General features: G+C 62.2%; 19 protein-coding genes. 2 read left to right on the forward strand and 17 right to left on the reverse strand.

What is annotated here, in order from left to right; all coding sequences use genetic code 11:
• Nucleotides 1–8: 8 nt before the first annotated feature.
• The 3 genes from LZC95_03595 to LZC95_03605 form a co-directional block, all read right to left on the reverse strand.
• Complete coding sequence (locus LZC95_03595) at nucleotides 9–1,439, reverse strand: hypothetical protein (protein WXA95920.1); 1,431 nt, start codon at nucleotides 1,437–1,439, stop codon at nucleotides 9–11.
• Complete coding sequence (locus LZC95_03600; GenBank protein WXA95921.1) at nucleotides 1,432–1,887, reverse strand: pilus assembly protein; 456 nt, start codon at nucleotides 1,885–1,887, stop codon at nucleotides 1,432–1,434. Before LZC95_03600 ends, LZC95_03595 begins: the two co-directional genes overlap by 8 nt.
• A 322-nt stretch (nucleotides 1,888–2,209) precedes the next feature.
• Nucleotides 2,210–2,437: a hypothetical protein gene (locus LZC95_03605; protein WXA95922.1), complete on the reverse strand. Its 228-nt coding sequence runs from the start codon at nucleotides 2,435–2,437 to the stop codon at nucleotides 2,210–2,212.
• A 495-nt stretch (nucleotides 2,438–2,932) separates the two neighbouring features.
• Between LZC95_03605 and LZC95_03610 the strand changes: the two genes are divergently transcribed.
• Nucleotides 2,933–4,963 carry a hypothetical protein gene (locus LZC95_03610; GenBank protein ID WXA95923.1) on the forward strand — a complete coding sequence of 677 codons (2,031 nt, stop codon included), beginning with the start codon at nucleotides 2,933–2,935 and terminating at the stop codon, nucleotides 4,961–4,963.
• Nucleotides 4,964–5,120: 157 nt separating this feature from the next.
• Here the strand turns inward: LZC95_03610 and LZC95_03615 are convergent, their stop codons facing one another.
• The 11 genes from LZC95_03615 to LZC95_03665 all read right to left on the reverse strand — a co-directional run bounded on the left by LZC95_03615 (nucleotide 5,121) and on the right by LZC95_03665 (nucleotide 16,553).
• Nucleotides 5,121–6,602 carry a mannitol dehydrogenase family protein gene (locus LZC95_03615; GenBank protein ID WXA95924.1) on the reverse strand — a complete coding sequence of 494 codons (1,482 nt, stop codon included), beginning with the start codon at nucleotides 6,600–6,602 and terminating at the stop codon, nucleotides 5,121–5,123.
• Nucleotides 6,603–6,614: 12 nt separating this feature from the next.
• Nucleotides 6,615–7,706 carry an ABC transporter ATP-binding protein gene (locus tag LZC95_03620; GenBank protein ID WXA95925.1) on the reverse strand — a complete coding sequence of 364 codons (1,092 nt, stop codon included), beginning with the start codon at nucleotides 7,704–7,706 and terminating at the stop codon, nucleotides 6,615–6,617.
• A gap of 12 nt (nucleotides 7,707–7,718) precedes the next feature.
• The gene (locus LZC95_03625) at nucleotides 7,719–8,552 is read right to left on the reverse strand and encodes a carbohydrate ABC transporter permease (protein ID WXA95926.1); all 834 of its coding nucleotides are present in this window, start codon (nucleotides 8,550–8,552) and stop codon (nucleotides 7,719–7,721) included.
• Complete coding sequence (locus tag LZC95_03630; GenBank protein WXA95927.1) at nucleotides 8,549–9,430, reverse strand: sugar ABC transporter permease; 882 nt, start codon at nucleotides 9,428–9,430, stop codon at nucleotides 8,549–8,551. The genes LZC95_03625 and LZC95_03630 overlap by 4 nt, the downstream gene beginning before the upstream one ends.
• Nucleotides 9,427–10,770, reverse strand: a complete 1,344-nt coding sequence (locus LZC95_03635) for a sugar ABC transporter substrate-binding protein (GenBank protein ID WXA95928.1) — start codon at nucleotides 10,768–10,770, stop codon at nucleotides 9,427–9,429. The genes LZC95_03630 and LZC95_03635 overlap by 4 nt, the downstream gene beginning before the upstream one ends.
• A gap of 283 nt (nucleotides 10,771–11,053) precedes the next feature.
• Nucleotides 11,054–11,407 carry a PIN domain-containing protein gene (locus tag LZC95_03640; protein WXA95929.1) on the reverse strand — a complete coding sequence of 118 codons (354 nt, stop codon included), beginning with the start codon at nucleotides 11,405–11,407 and terminating at the stop codon, nucleotides 11,054–11,056.
• Nucleotides 11,408–11,415: 8 nt separating this feature from the next.
• Nucleotides 11,416–11,637 (reverse strand): type II toxin-antitoxin system Phd/YefM family antitoxin, encoded by a 222-nt coding sequence (locus tag LZC95_03645; GenBank protein WXA95930.1) that lies wholly within the window; start codon nucleotides 11,635–11,637, stop codon nucleotides 11,416–11,418.
• Nucleotides 11,638–11,702: 65 nt separating this feature from the next.
• Nucleotides 11,703–13,310, reverse strand: a complete 1,608-nt coding sequence (locus tag LZC95_03650) for a glycoside hydrolase family 13 protein (GenBank protein ID WXA95931.1) — start codon at nucleotides 13,308–13,310, stop codon at nucleotides 11,703–11,705.
• Between the two features lie 7 nt (nucleotides 13,311–13,317).
• Nucleotides 13,318–14,202 (reverse strand): carbohydrate ABC transporter permease, encoded by an 885-nt coding sequence (locus tag LZC95_03655; GenBank protein ID WXA95932.1) that lies wholly within the window; start codon nucleotides 14,200–14,202, stop codon nucleotides 13,318–13,320.
• Complete coding sequence (locus LZC95_03660; protein WXA95933.1) at nucleotides 14,199–15,131, reverse strand: sugar ABC transporter permease; 933 nt, start codon at nucleotides 15,129–15,131, stop codon at nucleotides 14,199–14,201. The genes LZC95_03655 and LZC95_03660 overlap by 4 nt, the downstream gene beginning before the upstream one ends.
• Before the next feature lie 60 nt (nucleotides 15,132–15,191).
• Nucleotides 15,192–16,553, reverse strand: coding sequence for a hypothetical protein (locus LZC95_03665; GenBank protein ID WXA95934.1), 1,362 nt, complete (start codon nucleotides 16,551–16,553; stop codon nucleotides 15,192–15,194).
• Between the two features lie 118 nt (nucleotides 16,554–16,671).
• Between LZC95_03665 and LZC95_03670 the strand changes: the two genes are divergently transcribed.
• Nucleotides 16,672–17,283 carry a hypothetical protein gene (locus LZC95_03670; GenBank protein WXA95935.1) on the forward strand — a complete coding sequence of 204 codons (612 nt, stop codon included), beginning with the start codon at nucleotides 16,672–16,674 and terminating at the stop codon, nucleotides 17,281–17,283.
• Here LZC95_03670 and LZC95_03675 read toward each other — a convergent pair.
• The 3 genes from LZC95_03675 to LZC95_03685 are packed head-to-tail and all read right to left on the reverse strand — an operon-like array spanning nucleotide 17,268 to nucleotide 19,836.
• Nucleotides 17,268–18,281 carry an SDR family oxidoreductase gene (locus LZC95_03675; protein WXA95936.1) on the reverse strand — a complete coding sequence of 338 codons (1,014 nt, stop codon included), beginning with the start codon at nucleotides 18,279–18,281 and terminating at the stop codon, nucleotides 17,268–17,270. The two genes, LZC95_03670 and LZC95_03675, sit on opposite strands and share 16 nt — an antisense overlap.
• Nucleotides 18,233–18,781 (reverse strand): DUF1440 domain-containing protein, encoded by a 549-nt coding sequence (locus LZC95_03680; protein WXA95937.1) that lies wholly within the window; start codon nucleotides 18,779–18,781, stop codon nucleotides 18,233–18,235. The genes LZC95_03675 and LZC95_03680 overlap by 49 nt, the downstream gene beginning before the upstream one ends.
• Nucleotides 18,782–18,831: 50 nt before the next feature.
• Nucleotides 18,832–19,836: a LacI family transcriptional regulator gene (locus LZC95_03685; GenBank protein ID WXA95938.1), complete on the reverse strand. Its 1,005-nt coding sequence runs from the start codon at nucleotides 19,834–19,836 to the stop codon at nucleotides 18,832–18,834.
• Nucleotides 19,837–19,877 lie beyond the last annotated feature (41 nt).

A 19,877-nucleotide genomic window follows, 5' to 3' on the forward strand; every position in this document is an offset into this window, starting at 1 on the left:
TCTCCTGATCAGTGGTAATTGTCGGCATCATCGAGAATCTCTTTGCCAGCGTTCTTGATGGCATTACCCGCTTTCGGAAGCTCCTTGTTCGCGAAGTCCGACCTGTCGAAAGCATTCCGTGCCTGCTTCGTGATCGCGCCGGCGAGCTTGTCGGGCGCCCCGATGCCTTTCAGCCCCGCCTCGAGGCCGTCGAAGGCCAGACCGAGAACGGCCGTCTGCGTGCCATTGACCAGATTCTCGAACAGAAGCTGCGCGGGGCTCTTGTATTTCATGAGCCGCGCCCTCCAGCCGATCGAATAAAGGGCGTGCTCGCGCCCCACGCCCGTTCCGGCAATGGATTGGCCGTTGCAATCACGCTCCCAGAAGTACCCGTTGCACTCGTAGAAGAACTCGGCTTGGGCGTTGTAAGCGTATTCTTTCGGCCCACTGTCGCCGCCACCCCAGGTCGAGCGCGCCCCTCCCAACTTGACCTTGCGCTCCCACTTGTCGGAGAAGTTGCCATTGGCGAAACCGTAAACCTGCGTTTGCGCCGAGCCATTTCCGCCGGCCATCTTTTTGGGGCCAGGCCAGTCGAATGGCCTCTTGTTGCACGCGCGCTCGGCGTAGATGCCCGCCACCGTGCCGATGACCAAGTCGATGGCCCATTTCACCGGGCTCGGAAGATGGAGCAGATCGGCAATCAGATCGGGCACGAAAACCATGGCGCGAACGCACAACGTCTTGTTCGGCTCGAAGGCGACGGGCAAACCGAGGCGGATCGTGCCGGCGATGTCGTTGACGTCCTTCATCTTGTCTTCACGATCGCGCTCCGCCTGCTTCTCGGGTGAGAGCGGCTCCTCGTTTTCTCGGTCCTTGGCGTTCTTCTTGGCTCGGGAATTGTTCTTGTACGCCGCCTTTCCCGTGGAAAAACCTGCTCCGGGTATATTTTGCAATCCAAAAGCGGGGAAGGGGCCGCTGTTCTCGAATCCTTGATAGTGCGATGCGACCTCGGGTGCGATCATCAAGGTGCCGACCCACGGTGTTGCCACGGCAACGACCGCCTGGCTCGCGCCGAGAACCGGCAGGGCGACGGTCAGCACGCCGTTCTGCACGACGTTGGTATTGAACCGATCGACGCTGATGCCCTCGGGCTCGAAAATGATCGATGCCATCATGGCGTCGGCCACGATTTGGATGAGCAGGTAAATGCCCACCAATGCCAACATGATGATGTTGATGACCGCGATGAGGTCCATCCCTCGCGCGTCGACCGCGGCGACGGAAAATGCCATGGCGTCGGCTGCTTCTTGCCCCCGGTCCCGGAAGATGATCGCCTGGCCAATGCCAATCAAGAACCAAAGCGAGGCGACCAACGAAAGGGCCATGAACAGCCCCATGACCATGATGGCGCCGCGCTGATCATCCTTCAGGGATGCTTTTCCGATTCGGGATTCACTCACAAGCATGGCTGTAGGGCGCTCCGTGATGCGGGAGGGTGACTCGGACTTCCTTTTGCAGCTTTCCCCCGTTGCAAACGATGTTCTTTCCCAGCGGCACGGTGCACGTATATGCAAACCGCAAGGTCGCGGGCAGCGGGCCGTAAGGTCCTGCGCCCGAGTACGAAGCCTCCACGCTTTGCACCTCGATCTTCGACGACCACGGGCCCAAAGCGGCTTTTGCAGCCGCGGGCAGGTCGGATGCGGGACTACCAGGCATGCACTTGCCCTGCGTCACCGACGCGTAACGTGCGGTAACCGTCGCGGCGTGCCGCATGACGATGCCGGCCGTGTAGGCAAAGCCTAGTTGCGTGAAGGAGAAGAACGCGAGTGCCATGGGCATGAAGGCGATCACGAATTCCACGGCAATGGCGCCTTGGGTGGCTCGGATCAATCGTCCGGTGGTCCTCACTGTGTTCTCCTCGGAAGTGCGTCCAATGGCTCATCGATTCATCTGTCGCGAAAGTCTCACTCGCTGACGCGCTTTTTCCCGACTTCGGAAGTAACGCGCCGCCATCGTAGAAATGACGACAGCCACGCGCCCGCGCGTCGAGGAGCAATTTGGCCTATCGATAATGGATACGAAAAACGTTGCCGCTCTCATCGAGCGTCGTTCATATTCCGTGCAGTGCGCTTCGTTTGCGTGAAAACGCACGAGCCGCCAAATGGATCGCTTCGGCCTTACGAAGGGATCTCACGACGGCTCTCGCGGATCGATGCGCCACGCGGTGGCGTCAAAAGTAAACCTGCCCGCGAAACATCAGCTCATGCAAGGTGTGACGCGGCGCGAGTGGGCTCGTGGGCACGGCCACCTCGGGAAAGACGTACGTCTCGAATTCGATGCGAAAATCCCAGCGCTTCAGGAATTGCCCTGCAAGCGACAGCCGCACGCGCCGGAAGGCAAACGTGGGTTTGAGGCTCGTGTCGCCGATGCCCGGCCCAAAGTAACTGAGATGATCCATCTGGAAAAAACAGATGGGCTGATTACGAAGTTCTCTTTTTCGTCGCGCAGAGTGAATGACCCATTGCGATATCCGGCAAGAGACGCCGGGCACCCGATACGGGATCTGCTGTTGCAGCACGCGCAAATAAGACGACGGCGGCGATGACGGGATAACCGATCTTCATGCGTCGCTCCTCGTGATTAGGTTGGAAATGCCACCTTCGCATGTTTTGAGTGGGCTTCGCCGCCAATGGGCATGTGGGATTGTCGAAATCGCATCGAGCGATTACCGCGCAAAGTTCAAGTCGTCATTTTGATATCGAAGTGACACGTTTCGAATCACTCACCCGTGCATCGATATCCAATCGCGAATGCGATGGCCTTCCGACGCGCAAGCAGACCCATCCGACAGGAAATGGTGACAAACGTCATCATTGGATGCAAATTGACGACTTATTTTGCGCAATAAGTCGACATGCAGCCAAATTTGGCCAACCGGAAGGCAGGCGTACCCATGAGAGATGCAGGACGATCAGGCCTCACACGCACGCTCACGCGAAAACGCGCGTGGCGCACGGTCATGGCGCTCGGCGCGACGGCGCTGCTTACGCAGGGCGGCGCATGCAGCTCGGACGACGACAAGAATGGCGGCTCGCCCGGAACCGGGAACGATGGAGGTGGTGTGGCCGATGTGAACGTCGGCGACACGAACACGGGATCGACGCCGCTTCCGCCCAAGCGAGGGTGGGCCGCACCGTGGATCGAGCACCAAGCGGAGGACGGAACGACGAATGCGACGGTCATCGGGCCGAGTCGCGTCAAATGGGACGCGAACCACATCGAGGCCGAGGCCATCGGACGCAAAGCGGTTCGCCTGGACAAAACCGGAGACTACGTTTCGTTTCGCACCACCGCGAAGGCCAACTCCATCGTGGTTCGCTTCTCCATTCCCGATGCGCCGGAGGGCGGCGGCATCGACGCGACGCTCGGGTTGTACGTCAATGGCGTGCGCGTAAAGTCGCTGGCGCTCACCTCACGCTACGCGTGGTCCTACAAAGGCGGCCTCATTGGCGACTCCATCGTGGACAAGCCCGCGGAGCAGCCGCACACCTTCTTCGACGAGGCGCACACCCTGCTCGACGAGATCCCCGTGGGCGCCGAGGTGAAGCTGCAACGCGATGCGCAGGACACGGCGAAGTTCTACGTCATCGACTTGGTCGACTTCGAGGAGGTCGCGCCGCCCCTGACGATGCCCGCGGGCTTCCGTTCCGTGACGGAATTCGGCATACAGCCGAACGACGGGAAGGACCACGCGAACGACATCATCAATGCGATGAAGCAGACGCAGAAGCTTTGGTTCCCGCCTGGCGAATACTTGGCGCAGAAGATCGACGGGGGCAACCTGGGCATCGACAACGCGGGCACGGAAATTCGCGGCGCCGGCATTTGGCACACTGTCTTCAAGGGGCCGAAGTGGATGTTCTTCTGCGTCGGCGCCGATACGAAATGCAATTACCGCGACTTTGCCATTTTCGGCGAGGCCAAGGCGCGCAACGAGGAGACGGCCGGGCCCCAGAAGGCCTTCGTGGGCCCGCTCGGCAATGGGTCGGTCTTGGAAAATCTCTGGATCGAGCACGAGGTCGCCGGCATTTGGGTGGGCAATGACCCGCCGTACCAAGACGCGCCCACGCAGAACTTGACGGTGCGCCACGTGCGCGTGCGCAACACGTACGCCGATGGCATCAATTTGGACAATGGGACGTCCAATTCGCTCGTGGAAGAATCGCACTTCCGCAACACGGGTGACGATGCCACCGCGATTTGGTCGATCAAATGGACCAAGTGGGTACGCGACAAATCGTACCAGATTGGACCCGACTTCATCCGCCCCGAAGCCCGCAATTCGCCGGACCAAGGCGTGGGCCACGGAAATACGATTCGCCACGTGTCGGTGCAGATGCCGTGGCGCGCGAATTGTTTTGCCAACTATGGCGGGTACGACAACCACTTCGAGGACAACACCTGCGAAGACGTTCTCACGTACCCGGGCATCCTGATCGACAACGAGTTTTCCTCGTATCCATTTGGCTCGGGTGTGACCACGTTCAAGAACATCTCGGTGACCCGCGGCGGCGGTGAAATGTTCTTCGAGGACACCGACAAGCCGTGGCTCCACGGCGCGCTCAAACTGTATTTGCGCGAGGGCGACGTGAATGACATCCTCGTGGAAAACGTGGACCTCATCGAGCCGCTCTATGCCGGCATCGAGTTCCGCGGATTCGGCACGGCCTACGTCCCAAAGGGTGAAAAGTACCATCCGGAGCTCTTGGCAGCCGCGGACAAGGCCAAATTCGTCAACGTGACCTTGAAGAACATCACCATCACGAAGGCGGGTACCTACGGCATCGAGATCCTCGACGGCGCCACACGCGGAAGCGTGACCTTCGACAACGTCTCGATCTCGGGCTCCACCAAAGGCGCCATCGAGCGCGGCGGGGCGCCGGATTCATTCTTCAACAAGGTCGGAACGAACCCGGGCTGGTAGGCTTTCTCGAAGAGGAAGAAGGAAACCGCCAGGACGCCAGGGTCGCCAGGGAGGCCGAGGGAAACGGCAATAAACCAAATCAGGGTTTATTGTTGGTTCACCTGGCGATCCTGGCGACTCTCTTTTGGCGATCCTGGCGGTTTTTCTTCTTCTTGACCTAGACCGTGAGGGTGGGCAGTGCGGTGAGGGTTTTGCGCACGCCCTGCTCGTCGAGTTGCTTTCGCAAGGCCAAATATTGCGCCACGAAACGCGCGTCCTTCGAGGCGCGCGTACCGACGAGCTCCTCGCACTCCAAGAGCGTCATGGGCGAGGGGCTGTCGATGATCGGTTGCAAGAGGCGCATCGCGTTCGGCTCGCGCAGCGGGTAGCTCTCGCCATTGTCGTCTTTGCGGACTTTGATGTAGCGGTCGTAGCACGCGAGCAAGAACGCGATGCGCCGCGCGTCGCGTCCGTTCGACAGGCACGCGTCCAGCGTCGGCACCAAGAAACCGGGAATCTTCGGGCCGCCGTCGAGGCAAAGGCGATCGAGCCGATCGCCGATGGCCCGATTGGCGAATCGCTCCAAAAGCAGGCGCTGGTAGCTGGTGAGCTCCATGCCGGGGAGGGACTTCAGCCACACCGCCGAATCGTTGGCCAAGAAGTCGCGAAGGTAATCGCGGAACAGCGGATCGCGCAGCGCTTCGTCGACGCCGCGCAGGCCCGCGAGGAAGGCCGGATACGAGAGCATCTGGTGCGCCCCATTGAGCAGGCGGATCTTGGCCTCCTCGTACGGCGTGACGTCGTCGACGATTTGCACGCCCACGTCTTCCCATGCGGGGCGGCCCTGACGGAACTTGTCCTCGAGCACCCATTGGATGAAGTCTTCGCAGATGACCGGCGCGCGGTCGTCCAATCCGGTAATGGCATTCAGCTCCGCGCGGCGTGCGGCATCCGTGGCGGGCGTGATGCGGTCGACCATGGCATTGGGAAAGTCGACCTCGGTCTCCATCCACGCGGCGAGCGCGGGATCGTACGCTTTGGCATACGCCAGGCATGCGCGCCGGGCTTGGTCGCCGTTGTGGCGTAGGTTGTCGCACGACATCACGGTAAAGGGCGGTACGCCATTTTGGCGGCGCAGTGCGAGTGCGCCGATGATGAAGCCGAATACGCCGTGCGGTGCATCCCGGTGCGCGAGATCGTGCACCACGGTGGGATCGTCCAGCTTGAATCGGCCTTGTTCGTCGAGAAGGTAACCGCCCTCGGTGATGGTGAGCGAGACGATGCGGATGGCCGGATCGGCCAGGCGCGCGAGCACTGCCTCGGGGCCGTCGGGCGCATAGAGGTAGTCGACCATGACGCCGAGCACGAGGCTCGTTTTGGTGCCGTCGGGCGCCATCTCCGTGACGCTGTAGAGACCATCTTGCGCCGCGAAGGCCTCGGCCAGCGGACGATCGTGCGGGAGCAGGTTGATGCCGAGAATGCCCCACGCATTCTGCCCCGCGTTTGCCAGACACCGATCCGTGTAAATGGCCAGGTGCGCGCGGTGGAAGGCTCCCACCCCGATGTGCGCGATGCCTGCGCGAACCGCGGTGCGATCGTACTTCGGTCCAACGACGGCGGGCGGCAATGCCGCCAAGGTTTGACGATTCAGCGCTGCCATTCGAGATCCTTTCTATTGAACCCGGTCCGAAGGATGGTAGACCGCCTCGCCCTTCGCGTCGAAGACATGACATCGGGCCGGATCGAGCCGCAGGCACACCGAGGCGCCTGCGCGCTCGGCATATTCGCCGTCCGTTTTCACGGTGAGCGTGCCCAGCTTTTCCACCTGCACGTAGGCGCAGGTGTCGCTGCCGAGTCGTTCGACCACCGCAAGGCGGCCCTCGAGCTTCACACCGCCGCCGTTGTCCGACGCCGCGCAAAAGACGAGCTGCTCGGGCCGCACGCCCAAGGTGAAACTCTTCGGCATGCCGCGGCTTTCCGAGAGCTCCAACGCTTGCCCGTTGGCCAAACGCTGGGCGCCGTCGCTCATCGACACATCGAGAAAGGTCATCTGCGGCATACCGAGGAAGCCCGCCACGAACCGATTCGCGGGGCGGCGGTACAGATCGAGCGGCGAGCCCACCTGTTCGATGCGGCCCGCGTTGAAGATGACCACCTTGTCGGCCAACGTCATCGCCTCGACCTGGTCGTGCGTCACGTAAATCGTCGTCGCCTTCAGCTCCTGGTGGAGGCGCGCGATCTCCAGGCGCATCTGCACGCGCAGTGCGGCATCCAGGTTGGACAGCGGCTCGTCGAAGAGGAAGATGCGCGGCTCCCGGACGATGGCGCGTCCAATGGCCACGCGCTGCCGCTGCCCACCGGAGAGCGCCGCCGGCTTGCGATCGAGCAACGGCTCCAGCGCGAGAATCCTCGCCGCGCGCTCGACCTTTTTGGCAATGACGTCCGGCTCCGCCTTGGCCAGCTTGAGCGCGAACGACATGTTCTCGCGCACCGTCATGTGCGGGTACAGCGCATACGACTGGAAGACCATCGCCAAATTTCGATTGACCGCCGGTAAATCGGTGATGTCCCCGCCATCGAGAAGCAGGTTCCCTTCGTCGACGTCTTCCAGCCCCGCGATGAGGCGCAGCAAGGTCGACTTTCCGCACCCGGATGGCCCCAGGAAAACGCAGAATTCGCGATCTTCCACCTCGAGGTCGACGCCTTTGATCACGTCGACGTCGTCGAATCGTTTTCGCAGCGAACGGATTTCCAATCGAGCCATTCCGGTGTTCCTTTATTTAACTGCGCCAAACGTAAGGCCGCGGACCAGCTGCTTTTGCGAGAGCCAGCCCAGAACGAGAATCGGCGCGCACGCCAATGTCGAGACGGCGGAGAGCTTCGCCCAAAAGAGCCCCTCGGGGCTGGAGAACGATGCGACCAACGCGGAAAGGGGCGCCGCTTGACTGGTGGTCAAATTGAGCGACCAGAACGACTCGTTCCACGAGAGAATGAGGCAAAGAAGCGCCGTGGAGGCGAGGCCGCCGCGGCTCACCGGGAGCAGCACGTGCATCATGATCTTCCACGTGTTCGCGCCATCCATCCGAGCCGCCTCGAGAATGTCCATGGGGATGTCGCGGAAGTAGGTGTAAATCATCCACACCATGATGGGCAGATTCACCATGGCAAAGACGACCACCAGTGCCGTGCGCGAATCGAGCAAATTCAAATCGCGCGCAAGCAAGTAAATGGGCACCAAAACGCCGACGCCCGGCAGCATCTTCGTCGAGAGCATCCATAGAAGCGTGCCGCGCGTGCGCTTCGTCGGGTGGTAGGCGAACGCATACGCCGCCGGCACCGCGACCACCATGCCCAGAACGGTCGCACCCCCCGCGGTGACGATGGAATTCCATGCGTAGTGCATGTAATTCGCCCGCTCCAGAATGGTCGCGTAATTCTCCAACGTGGGTGTGAAGAAGAAACTCGGCGGCATGTGAAAGGCGTCCAGCTCCGTTTTGAAGCTGGTGAGCAGCATCCATAGAATGGGGAAGAACATGGCGAAGCCCACCGCCCACGCGGCAACGGTGCGGATGTTGCGCCAAAGCTGCTTGCGGGATTTCGCCGTACTCATTTGGCACCTGCGGTCAACGACTTGCCAATCAGACGGACCAGGAAAATGGACACGAGGTTCGCCAGAACGACGGCAAACAAGCCGCCGGCGGACGCCGCACCCACATCGAATTCGAGCAGGGCCTGCGTGTAGACCAAAAACGGTACGTTGGTGGTGGCATCGCCCGGGCCGCCATTGGTGGTGACGAAGATTTCGGCGAACACGTTCAGCAGGAAGATGGCCTCCACCATGATCACCACGGCAATGGGCCGGCGCAGGTGCGGCAAGGTGAGGTGCCAGAAAATGTCCCACGCCTTGGCGCCGTCCATTTGGGCCGCTTCCTTCTGCTCCCGATCCATCGATTGCAGCGCGGTGACGAAGATCAGAATGGCAAAGGGCAGCCATTCCCAGGCCACCACCATGATGACCGAAAGAAGAGGCCAATCGGCAAACCAGTTTACCGGCGTCATGCCCAGCGACGTTGCAATCCACGCGAAGAATCCCGACACCGGATTCATGAGCAGGTTCTTCCACGTGAGCGCCGCCACCGTCGGCATCACGAAGAAGGGCGAAATGAGGAGCATGCGCACGATGCCCTGCCCGGGAAAATGGTCATCGACGAGCACGCTGATGAGAACCCCGCCCACCACGGTGACGAGCAAGACGCAGCCCACCAGCAGTACGGTGTTGAGGATGCTGGTCCAGAAGCTCGGATAGGTGAAGAAGTAGGCGAAGTTCTCCAACCCCACGAACGACGATTTGTTCGGATAGAGCAGATTGAAATACTGGACCGAGAAATACACGGTCATCGCCAGCGGGACGATCATCCACGCGAACAGCATCAAGGTGGCCGGCTGCGCCAGGAGGCGTTCGGCCTGCGTTTTTGCTTTCGAGCTCATGGTTGCTCTGCCTTGTTTGGCTGGTAATAGCCCGCGCGTTTCATCGTGCGCTCGACGGCGTTTTGACAGGTGTGGAGCACGTCATCGACCTGACCGCGTCCGGTCAATGCTCCGGCGATGAGCCGTCCCACGAGGGTGGCGACGGCTTGAAACTCCGGAATGGAGACGAGCTGAATGCCTTTGTACGGCACGGGAAGCAAGGTGGGGTGCGCCGGGTCGACGGCCTTGAGCGAATCGAAGGTGACCTTGGCGAACGGCGCCGTGTTCATGTACGCCGCGGAATCGTAGGTGGAGAGACGCGTGCCCGGCGGTGTGCTGGAGATGCCATAGCGTTCGCCCACCCGCTGCAAGTACGGGCGCGAGGTCGCCCACAAGATGAAATCGCGTGCCTCGTTGAATTGACGCGTGCTCGCGGGAATGGCGAGCGACCACACCCAGAGCCACGAGGAGCCGCGATCGGTCATCTGTTTGGGGGCGCGGGTGAAGCCGACTTTGTCGGTGACGGTGCTTTCCTTCGGGTTGACCAAGGTGCCGCCGGCCACGCTGGCATCGACCCACATGGCGCAGCGGCCTGCAGCGAACAGCGCGAGGTTCTCGTTGAATCCATTGTCGCTCGGGCCTGGCGGGCCGTAGTGCGAGAGTAGGTCGATGTAGAACTTCACCGCCTCGTGCCAAGGTGGCGTGTCGATCTGGGGCTTCCACCCCGGGTCGAACCAGCGGCCACCGTAGCTGTTCACGATGGTGCCGAGCAGGGCCATGTTCTCACCCCACCCGGCTTTGCCGCGCAGGCATACGCCGTACATGCCGTGACTGGGATCGTGCAACTTGGTTGCAAATTCGCGGATCTGCTGCCACGTCGGTTGCTCGGGCATGGTGAGCCCGCGCGCCGCGAAGAGGTCCTTGCGGTAAAAGGTGATCGACGCCTCGGCGTAGAACGGCACCGCATAGAGGTGGCCATCCACGGTGAGCTGCTCGCGCACGTTGGGAAAAAGGTCGTTGATGTCGTAATCACCGGGGAGGTTGTCCAGGGGCTTCAGCCATTGCTGCGCACCCCAGAGCGGAGCCTCGTAGGCGCCGATGGTCATCACGTCGAACTGGCCGCCGTGGGTGGCGATGTCCGTCGTGAGGCGTTGTCGCAAGGTGTTCTCTTCGAGGACGACCCAATTGAGATGCACGCCCGGGTGGGTCTTCTCGTATTCGCCCGACAGCGCTTGCATCCGCACCATGTCGGCGTTGTTGACGGTGCCGATCGTGAGGGTGGCATCGGCGTGCGCCGCACCCGCGATCAGCATCGTCGTGGCCATCGTCGCAACCGCGGTAAGTCGGGTCGTTCGCGCCATGAGACGATACGATATAGGCTTCCGCAAACGTTTGCGCGCCTTTCTCACCAAGGCCGCCTCATTTGCCGATTACGCGTTGCAGCATATGATGCAATGCACGCGATCGGGACACGGCGGCGTGCTGCTCGTTCACACGTTGTTCAGGACCGTGCGTCCGGTCGAAGGAGAGCGTGCGACCGGAAGGGCCGGGGCTTGGTCGCGCTCCAGCACCTAAGTCCCTCTTGGCGTCCTGGGTGCCGTGGCGGTTTGCTTCGCAGGCGCCGTTCGGGCCTTTGCGTTGACCCTAGCAGCGTGTGACGACGTTGAGTTCGTCGAATGGGAAGTCGCGAACGTTTCGCGTTACCAGGGTCGCATCGTGAACGAACGTGATAGCGGCAATCATCGCATCGATATTCGGTTTGACGAAGTTCATCTGAATACGCTTTTTCGCGTACCAGGCCGCAGCCTCACCGTTGAAGTCTAGGATGGGAATGTTTTCTATGACGAATCGGGCAAAGCTTTGCACGTCAGCCAGATCAGGTCGACGCAGGGCGCCGTACAAGATCTCGCTCAAATTGAACGATGTGGTGGCAACCTCGCCGGCACTTACCAAGGAAGGATCGAACCGCATCGCCGAGAGAATGTTCGTATCGAGCACATACAGCATTAGCGATGCTCTTCGAATGCATGACCAGGCGTAGGTGTGTTTTCCGCAAGCCATGCGCGTAGTCGCGCGGGAAAAGGGCGACTGAGGCGTTTGAACTCGTCGCTCGAGAGCAAGACGAGGACGCCATGGCCATGCCGGGTGATTTCAATCGGCTCCTGCTCCGCTTCGCGGGCTGCTACCGTGAAATTCTGACCCACCTGGGCGATCGTCATCTGCTTCATGCCTAGAAGTATAGGCATTGAATGGCCATTGTCCAGGAACCGGTCTGGACCACGCTATTCTGCGTCTAAATCTGCAACCAAGCTGCGGTGTCCGGCGGCAAGCTGTCGCCGGACAAGGGCCCGCTCGCGAGCAAAAGCCGATGGTGCGGCGGCAGGCGGATCGCGCGCTCGGACAAATTGAGCACGCACGCGAATTCGCGGTTGCCGTCGCCGGGCCGCGTGAAGGCCAAAACCCGCTCGCTCGTGTCGAGCCACGTCATTGGGCCGTCGCCCAAATGCGGAAGGGAACGACGCAGGCGCAGTGCCGTGCGGTAAAGCTCGAGTATCGACGACGAATCGCCCATCTGGACTTCCACGGTGTGCGCTTTCCAGTTGGCCGGTTGCGGAAGCCACGGCACCGCCGTCGCATCGTGCGGGCTGAACCCGAATGGGGCGGCGTGACCGGCCCAGGGCAGGGGAACGCGGCAGCCGTCGCGCCCGGGATCCACGTTGCCCGTGCGGTGCCACATCGGATCTTGCCGCAGGGTCGGGTGAATGTCCTCCACCTCCCAGAGGCCCAATTCCTCGCCTTGATATAGATACGCCGCGCCCGGCAACGCGAGGGTCAACATCACCGCGGCGCGCGCACGTTTGTGGCCCAATTCGAGATCCACCGGGGTGTCGTGGCGCCGCGTCGCGAAACTGAACGACGTTTCCGTTCGCCCGTAGCGTGTCACGTGGCGCGTGACATCGTGGTTCGAAAGCACCCACGTGGTGGGGGCGCCCACCGGAGCATGCGCCGCCAGGGTCTCCGAAATGACGGATCGAAGTCGCGCCGCGTCCCACGGACAACAAAGGAAATCGAAATTGAACGCCGAATGCAATTCATCCGGTCGCAGATAATTGGCAAATCGCTGCTTGTCGGCCAGCCACACTTCGCCGATGAGTGCCCGATCGCCGCCGTACGAATTCGCGATGCGGCGCCACGCCCGGTAAATGTCGTGCACGTCGTCCCGATCGGTGAACGGGTGTACCCCGGCCCCGTTCACCTCGGGCAGCTTCGGGTCCTTGGCCAGCAGCGCCGCCGAGTCGACGCGGATGCCATCCACACCGCGGTCGAACCAAAATCGTAATACCGATTCGAACTCGGCGCGCACGTCGGGATGCTCCCAATTCAAATCCGGTTGTGCCGAATCGAAGAGGTGCAAATACCACTGTCCGTCGTCGATTCGCGTCCAGGTGCCGCCGCCGAATTGCGATATCCAATTCGTCGGTGGGAGCTCGCCCTCCGCGCCGCGCCCTTTTCGGAACCAAAAGCGGTCGCGCTCGGGCGAGCCTGGTGCGGCGGCCAAGGCCGCGCGAAACCAAGGATGTTCGCGCGACACGTGATTGGGCACTACGTCCACGATGATGCGTATTCCGAGCTCGTGCGCCTCCGCAATGAGCGCCTCGGCTTCTGCCAAGGTCCCGAAAATCGGATCGATGGCGCGATAGTCCGCCACGTCGTAACCGGCGTCGGCCATGGGCGAGGCGTACCAAGGATTGAACCAAATCGCATCGACGCCGAGCCATCGCAGATACGAAAGCCTCGAGCGAATGCCCTCGAGATCGCCCACACCGTCGCCGTTGCCGTCGGCGAAGCTGCGCGGATAAACCTGATAAATGACGGCATCCCGCCACCATGTTTTGCTCATCGATGTCCTAGCCTTTTAGGCCGCCTGCAGTGAGGCCTTTGAGAATGCTGCGCTGGAATACCAAGAAGGCGGCGATCATCGGTACGCTTGCGATCACCAGCCCCGCCATGACTTCGGTCAGCGGAACGCGTCCCGTGGCGGACAATCGACTGAGTGCCACACTGAGTGTCTGTGTTCGCGGTTCCTGCAAGACAAGGAGCGGCCAGAGAAAATCCTTCCACATGGCGATGACCGCGAAGATGGAAACGACCGCGAGCACCGGCCTCGAGAGCGGCAGCACGATGCTCACCAGAATGCGCAGGCTGCCAGCGCCATCCATGCGCGCAGCATCCAGAAGCTCGTCGGGGATCTGGTCGAAAAACTGCTTCAGTATATAAATGTTGAAAGCGTTTGCCGCCGACGGAAGCCAGAGCGCCCACGGCGTATCCAGCAAATTCACGTGCAATAGAGGGACGTCGCTTATCGTGAGGTAAGCAGGTACGAGCAGCGCGGCCGTTGGCAGAAGCAATGTCGAGAGCATTGCGCCGAGCACGACATTGCCGAGCACGGGACGGAGCTTCGACAAGGCATACGCCGCTGTGACGTCGACGACGAGCTGCACGAGCCATGCACCAAACGCATAAAAGGCAGTGTTCAGAAAAAAGCGCCCGATATTGAGCTCGTTCCACGCTTGGACGTACACCTCCGGATGAAAGCTCTCCGGAATCCAGGTGGGAATCGGCCGCGCAAGCTCGGCCGGTTCCTTCAATGAGCCAATCACCATCCAGTACATCGGAAAAAGAAAGGCCGCGGCGAACAGCAAGGTGAGCAGGGTGAGCACGACGAAATAGACCCACCGCGCACGTCCGCGTCGAAGCTGCGCATCCGAGAAAAGCGACCGCGTTTCGCTCATGCCCGCGTCCCCTCGCGAGAAATCAACCGTATGTACGCCATCGAAAATGCGCCGAGCACCACGAAGAGAAGCACGCTCATGGCCGCGGCCATTCCAAAGTCATGATTGACCGTAAATGCGTATCGGTAAATGAGAACCATCACCGTGATCGTGTCCGGATTCGTCGTTCCGGTAAGTTGGAATGGCTCGATGAACACCTGCATGGTCGCCACGATTTGCAACATCAGCAGCACGGCAAGGATGAAGCGCATGTGCGGAATGGTGACGTACCAGAGCCGCTGCCAAACATTGGCGCCTTCGAGCTCGGCGGCTTCGTAAAGCTCGCCAGGGATGTTTTGCAGCGCGGCCAAATACATGATCGTCGCCGTGCCCATGTTGGCCCACGTCGAAACGAGCACCAGCGACACCATGGCCATGCGCGGCGATTGCGTCCATTGCGACTCGGGCAGGTGCAACCCGCGCAAGACCGTATTGAATAGGCCGTTGCCCGGATCGTAGAAGTATTGCCAGAGCAGCACCACGACCAGCGGCGGAAGCATCACCGGCAGGTACACCGCCACGCGGAAGTAGCCTTTGAGGTGGCGCATCTCGTTCACCACCACCGCGAGAAAGAAGGGCACCACGTAGCCGAAGGCCAGCGCAATGCCGGTGAACTTCACCGTGTTCCACCATGCCGTCCAAAACAGCGGATCGTGGAAGATGGCCGAAAAATTGGCGAAGCCCACCCACTCCGGATCGCTGACGAAGTTGACCTGCTGGAAACTCAGAATCACCCCGCGCACCAGGGGATACCAGGAGAAGAGCGCAAAGCAGGATATGGCTGGGGTGAGAAAGCCATAGGCCAAGCCATTGTCCGCGGCGCGCCGCCTTCGCCTCGCGGGTCGCCGGGCCCTGGGACTCGCGCCCGTCACGTGCGGCGTGTCGCTCACGTCGGGCGCATCCTCGTCATGCCTTCGCGGTCGCGCAACGGTGTTCACGTGCCGCGGTGCTCACTTGACCGTGGCCAGAATCGCGTTGGCTTGCTTCTCCGCATCGGCCAAGAGCGCCCCGATGTCCGCGTTCTGATCCGTGAGCACTTTGGCCATGGCCGTATCGAGCACCGCGTAAATCTGCTGTGCCAGCGGCGGCTCCAATTTGAGCTGCACTTGGTTCGAGCTTGCGTTGAAGGGCGCATAATTGGCCGCCGGCAAATTCGCATGCGCCGTGACCGCCGCCGCGTATTTCTTCGCAGCGTCCCCCACCCAAAGGGCCGGCTCGGGCAGGCCCACCGGCCGCTTGGCGGTGGCCTCTTGCTTCTGTTGCTCGTCGAACCGCTCCGGGTTGTCGTACTTGAAGAGGAGCCACTTCAACCCGGCTTTGATCTTCTCCGGCGTCGCCTTCGCGTTGAACATGAAGCCTTCACCGCCGGCGAGCGTGGCCTTGCCGCCGGGCATCGCCGCAAGTCCATAGTCATCGTAGTTGCCTTTGAACTGGCTCACCATGACCGGAATGTTGTCCGAGGTCGCGATGTACATGCCGAGTTTGCCCGAGGCCATCATCTGCAGCAGATCGGCCCATTCCAGGAACTGACGCTGGCCCATCGAGTTGTCCGTCCAGCGCATCTCCTTCAGCTGCTGGAGAACCTGCTTCCCTTTGTCGTCGTTGAAGGCGGCCTTCCACGTCTCGCCGTCCTTCACCGCAATGTCGCCGCCAATGGAATAGAGCTCCGCGGTGAAGTGCCAGCCGCCGGTATTGCTCTTGCTGTAGTCGCCATATCCCACGACACCGTCGCCAAGGGCCGCAATCTTCTTCGCGGCCGCGCGCACCTCGGGCCACGTCTTGGGCGGATTGCTCGGATCGAGCCCTGCCTTGGTGAACAGCGTTCGGTTGTAGAGCAATCCCATCGAATAATTGGTCGACGGCAATCCGTAGACTTTGCCGTCGGCGCTGAAAACCTTCATCAGCTCGGGCCGTATCTGGGCCACGGAGGGGAAGTCCTTCAGATACGGAGTGATCTCTGCGACTTGCTTCTTCGCGATGAGATTCGCCGGGTCGGTGAAGTAGACGTAAAACACGTCCTCGAGCTGGCCGCCGGCCAGCTTGGTGGTGAACGTGCGCGGATCCATCTTTCCTTCGCGCGCATCGATCTTGATGCCAGGGTTCTTCGCCTCGAAGGCTTTCACATCGTCGAGGAACTGCTGACGTAAGAACGTCTCCGTTTCAGGCGGCAGCGCATTGACCGTGATGGTCGTCGCCGCGCTTTCGGAGGCGGCCGCCTTCTCCTTGCTACAGCCGGTGACCAACGCGACGATGGTCGCGGCAAATGCAACGAGCCCGCTGACGGCTATCTTGCCGAACGTTCCTCGATTCATGGCCCACTCCTTCTGCTCTCGCGAGGCATTCTATTAAAGGAGGGGACGTGCAAAAAGTCTATAGATTCTTGCAAAAAGTCGATCGAGCTTCCGGCACGCCGTTCGCTCAGCGCCCAGCATGAATACGGATGACGCACTGGTTGACGAGGCCGTGGCCGAATCATTTCCTGCGAGCGATCCGCCCTGCTGGACCGCGACGCATGGCGGCATGCCCGCCGTACCGTACCGCGGGCTCGCGCCCGAGAGGGAGATTCAATCCTGGATCGATGCGGATACGCTGGCGCTTTCTCGCGGCGGGAACGTGCATGCGTCGCTCGAGCACGTCTCGAATGTGCTGCGCCGAGCCCATCGCACGATCACGCATTACCCGGTCGATGGTGGCGGGAAAATTCGCGACATCGAGGCGATTCTGCCCGGGACCGATCTGGCGGAAGATCATGTGGTCATCGGCGCGCACATCGGCGACGCGGCCTGCGTTGCCGTGCTGCTGGCGCTTGCGCGCATCCTCGAGCCGCGGCACTTCGCGCGGACGGTGCGGCTTTTCACCTTCGTGACGGCGGGGGCGGATCCCGGGGAACTTTTGCGCGCGCGCGGCGTCCGCGTCCAAACCGGGATTCTACTGGGGAATCCGAGCTCCGATGTGGGGCACCTCGCCCGCGTGGTGCCCGGTCTCGTGGCGACCGCAGCACGCATCGCGGGCGCACCGGTGCACGATCACTTGTCCACTTGATGGTTCCGGATCTCTGCGCGCTGCGAGAGCGCGGTGAGCCAGGAGGGCGACCACATGGATTCGCTCTCCGAGCCGCGCATCGCACGGGCGCGGATGCCGCCGGCGGACGGAAGGATTCGGTTCACCAAGCGGAGTACGTCCGACGTGGCGCTCGGAAAGAGGCCATGGACCTTGGCGAGGCACTTGGCCACCCATGTGAGCACCAGCTCGGGATCGCCGCGCCGGCACGCCTCCATGATCTGACGCGCCGCGCGCTCCGAGCCGATGGTGATGCCGGGCAGTGAGTCCGAAATGCTGAACCACGCGTACTCCGCGCGATGGTCTCCCTTGAACGAGGCATTGCGCGGGCTTCCCGTGCGCATCAGACCCGGAAAGACGGTGGTGACGCGGATGTTCTCCTGCGCCAGCTCGGTGCGCAGCCCGGCCGAGAACCCGGCGAGCGCGAATTTGCTCGCCACATACGGCAAGAGGTGCGGCACGGCCACGAGGCCACCGATCGAGCTGATGTTGACCACGCGCCCGCCGCCGCGCGCGCGCATCGCGGGAAGGGCGGCCACGATGGTGTAGAGCGCGCCCCAGAAGTGGGTGTCCATCGCTTCGCGAAAGTCCTCGAGGGTCATGCACATCGCGGGACCCGTCTGGATGATGCCCGCGTTGTTGACGAGTACGTCGATGCCTCCCCACCGCTGCACGACGGTCTCGATGAGGGCCTTCACGTCATCCCGGCGGCGCACGTCGCAGGGGACACCCATGGCTTCGTGCCCGCCCTCGCGGAGCTCGTCTGCGGCGCGTTGCACGCTTCGTTCGTCGCGCCCGCACACGGCCACGCGTGCGCCTTCGGACGCGAAGCATCGGGCGAGCTCCAGGCCGAGGCCGCGCGAGCCACCCGTGATGACCACGACCTTGCCGTGAAAGTCTTCACGTGGGCCGCGCAACCAGCGCGCGGCCATCAAGGCCGTCCATGTGACTGTGGCAGAGGTGCGCGCGATCCATCCCATGATGCGATTCTCCTTGGGGCTCGAGGCAGTCCTTCCATGCGGCGGGTGACTTCGCCCAGGGCCCATCCCCAGACGACGTGGGAAGCGATCATGAGCGCGTTGCGGCGCAGGCTGTGTCGCTTCGGCGGTGCGAGCAATCCTATGGCGGGCAAGATGCCCAAGTAGCTGCCGGCCCATACGGCGAGGCCATAGGCGATGCCGCTGCCCGAGCCGGGGTGCAGTGCCCGACGGTTCGCATAGCGATACACGACGCCCGCCGCGGCGCCGTACGAGAAGTGCGCGGCCAACGTGAGGGCCTTTCGGGCAAACGGTACGCGGGGCGGGCTCCGCCCGAGCATCTTGAGCGCCCTCATCGTGATCCAGCGCGGAGGGAGCGGATGCCGCTCGTGCAGTGGCAGCAAGCGATGCAGGATCTTCATCGACAGCGTCATGGGGACGGTGGCGATCAGGCCGGCAACGCTGCCCTGAACCGTGTCGTCGGCGATGCGTTGGAAGGTCATGGTGCACGCGTTTGCATGCACCGTTCCCCAACGAGGGAGCTCGAGGGTGCTCAGCGCTTCGCAGCAGACGCCGCGCGGATACCCGTCGAGCCGCGCACCACGAGCTCCGGCTCGAACAAGAGCTCGTCCGCCTGCACCGCGCTGCCGCCAATTTCGCCGGCCAGCAGGGTGACGGCGGCCTGGCCCATCGCCTCGATGGGCTGCCGGATCGTCGTGAGCGGCGGATCGGTGCACGTCATCATGGTGGAGTCGTCGTAGCCCACGACGGAAATGTCTTGCGGCACCGAGAGCCCCGCCCGGCGCACCCCGCGGATGGCCCCCAGCGCCAAGACGTCGCTCGCGCAAATGAGACCGGTGGCACCCAGCTCCACGAGCCGTGCCGCGGCCGCATGCCCACCCTCCATCGAGAAGATCGTGCGCTCCACCATCGCCGCACGCCCGGCGTGGCGAACGAAGGCATCGTGTTTGCGCTGCGAGGGAACGTGGTCCGGCGGTCCGAGGATCAAGCCGATCTTCGTGTGCCCCAGCGAGATCAGGTGCTTGTACGCCTGTTCGACGGCGACGGCATCGTCGGCCGAGATGCGCGAGAAGCCCAAGCCATCGATGCTCGCGTTGATCAAGATGGCGGGCAGCCCGCGTTCGAGCATCCGCTGGTAGTGCCCGTGCTCCGCATCGGCTTGGGCGTAGTTGCCGCCGGCGAAGATGACGCCCGACACATGTTGCTCGAGCAACATGTCGACGTAATCACCCTCGGTCACGCCGTCCGTGGTGCGCGTGCACAGCACGGGCGTGAACCCGCGCCGCGCCAGCGCGCCCGCCACCGCCTCGGCGAACGCCGGGAAAATCGGGTTCTGCAGCTCGGGCAACACCAGGCCTACCAAGCGGGCCCGTTCGCCTCGAAGCTTGACCGGCCGCTCGTAGCCCAACACGTCCAGCGCGGTTAACACCGCCGTACGCGTGGGATCCGAGATGCCCGGTTTGCCGTTGAGAACACGGCTCACCGTCGCCTCGCTCACCCCCACGTACTTCGCCACCTCCGCAAGCCTGCGTGTCATGCGTGCAATTATACCGCATAACCGTGCAAATAATTTGCACA

The sequence above is a fragment of the Sorangiineae bacterium MSr12523 genome (assembly GCA_037157775.1).
In the GTDB taxonomy this organism is placed as follows: domain Bacteria; phylum Myxococcota_A; class Polyangia; order Polyangiales; family Polyangiaceae; genus Pendulispora; species Pendulispora brunnea.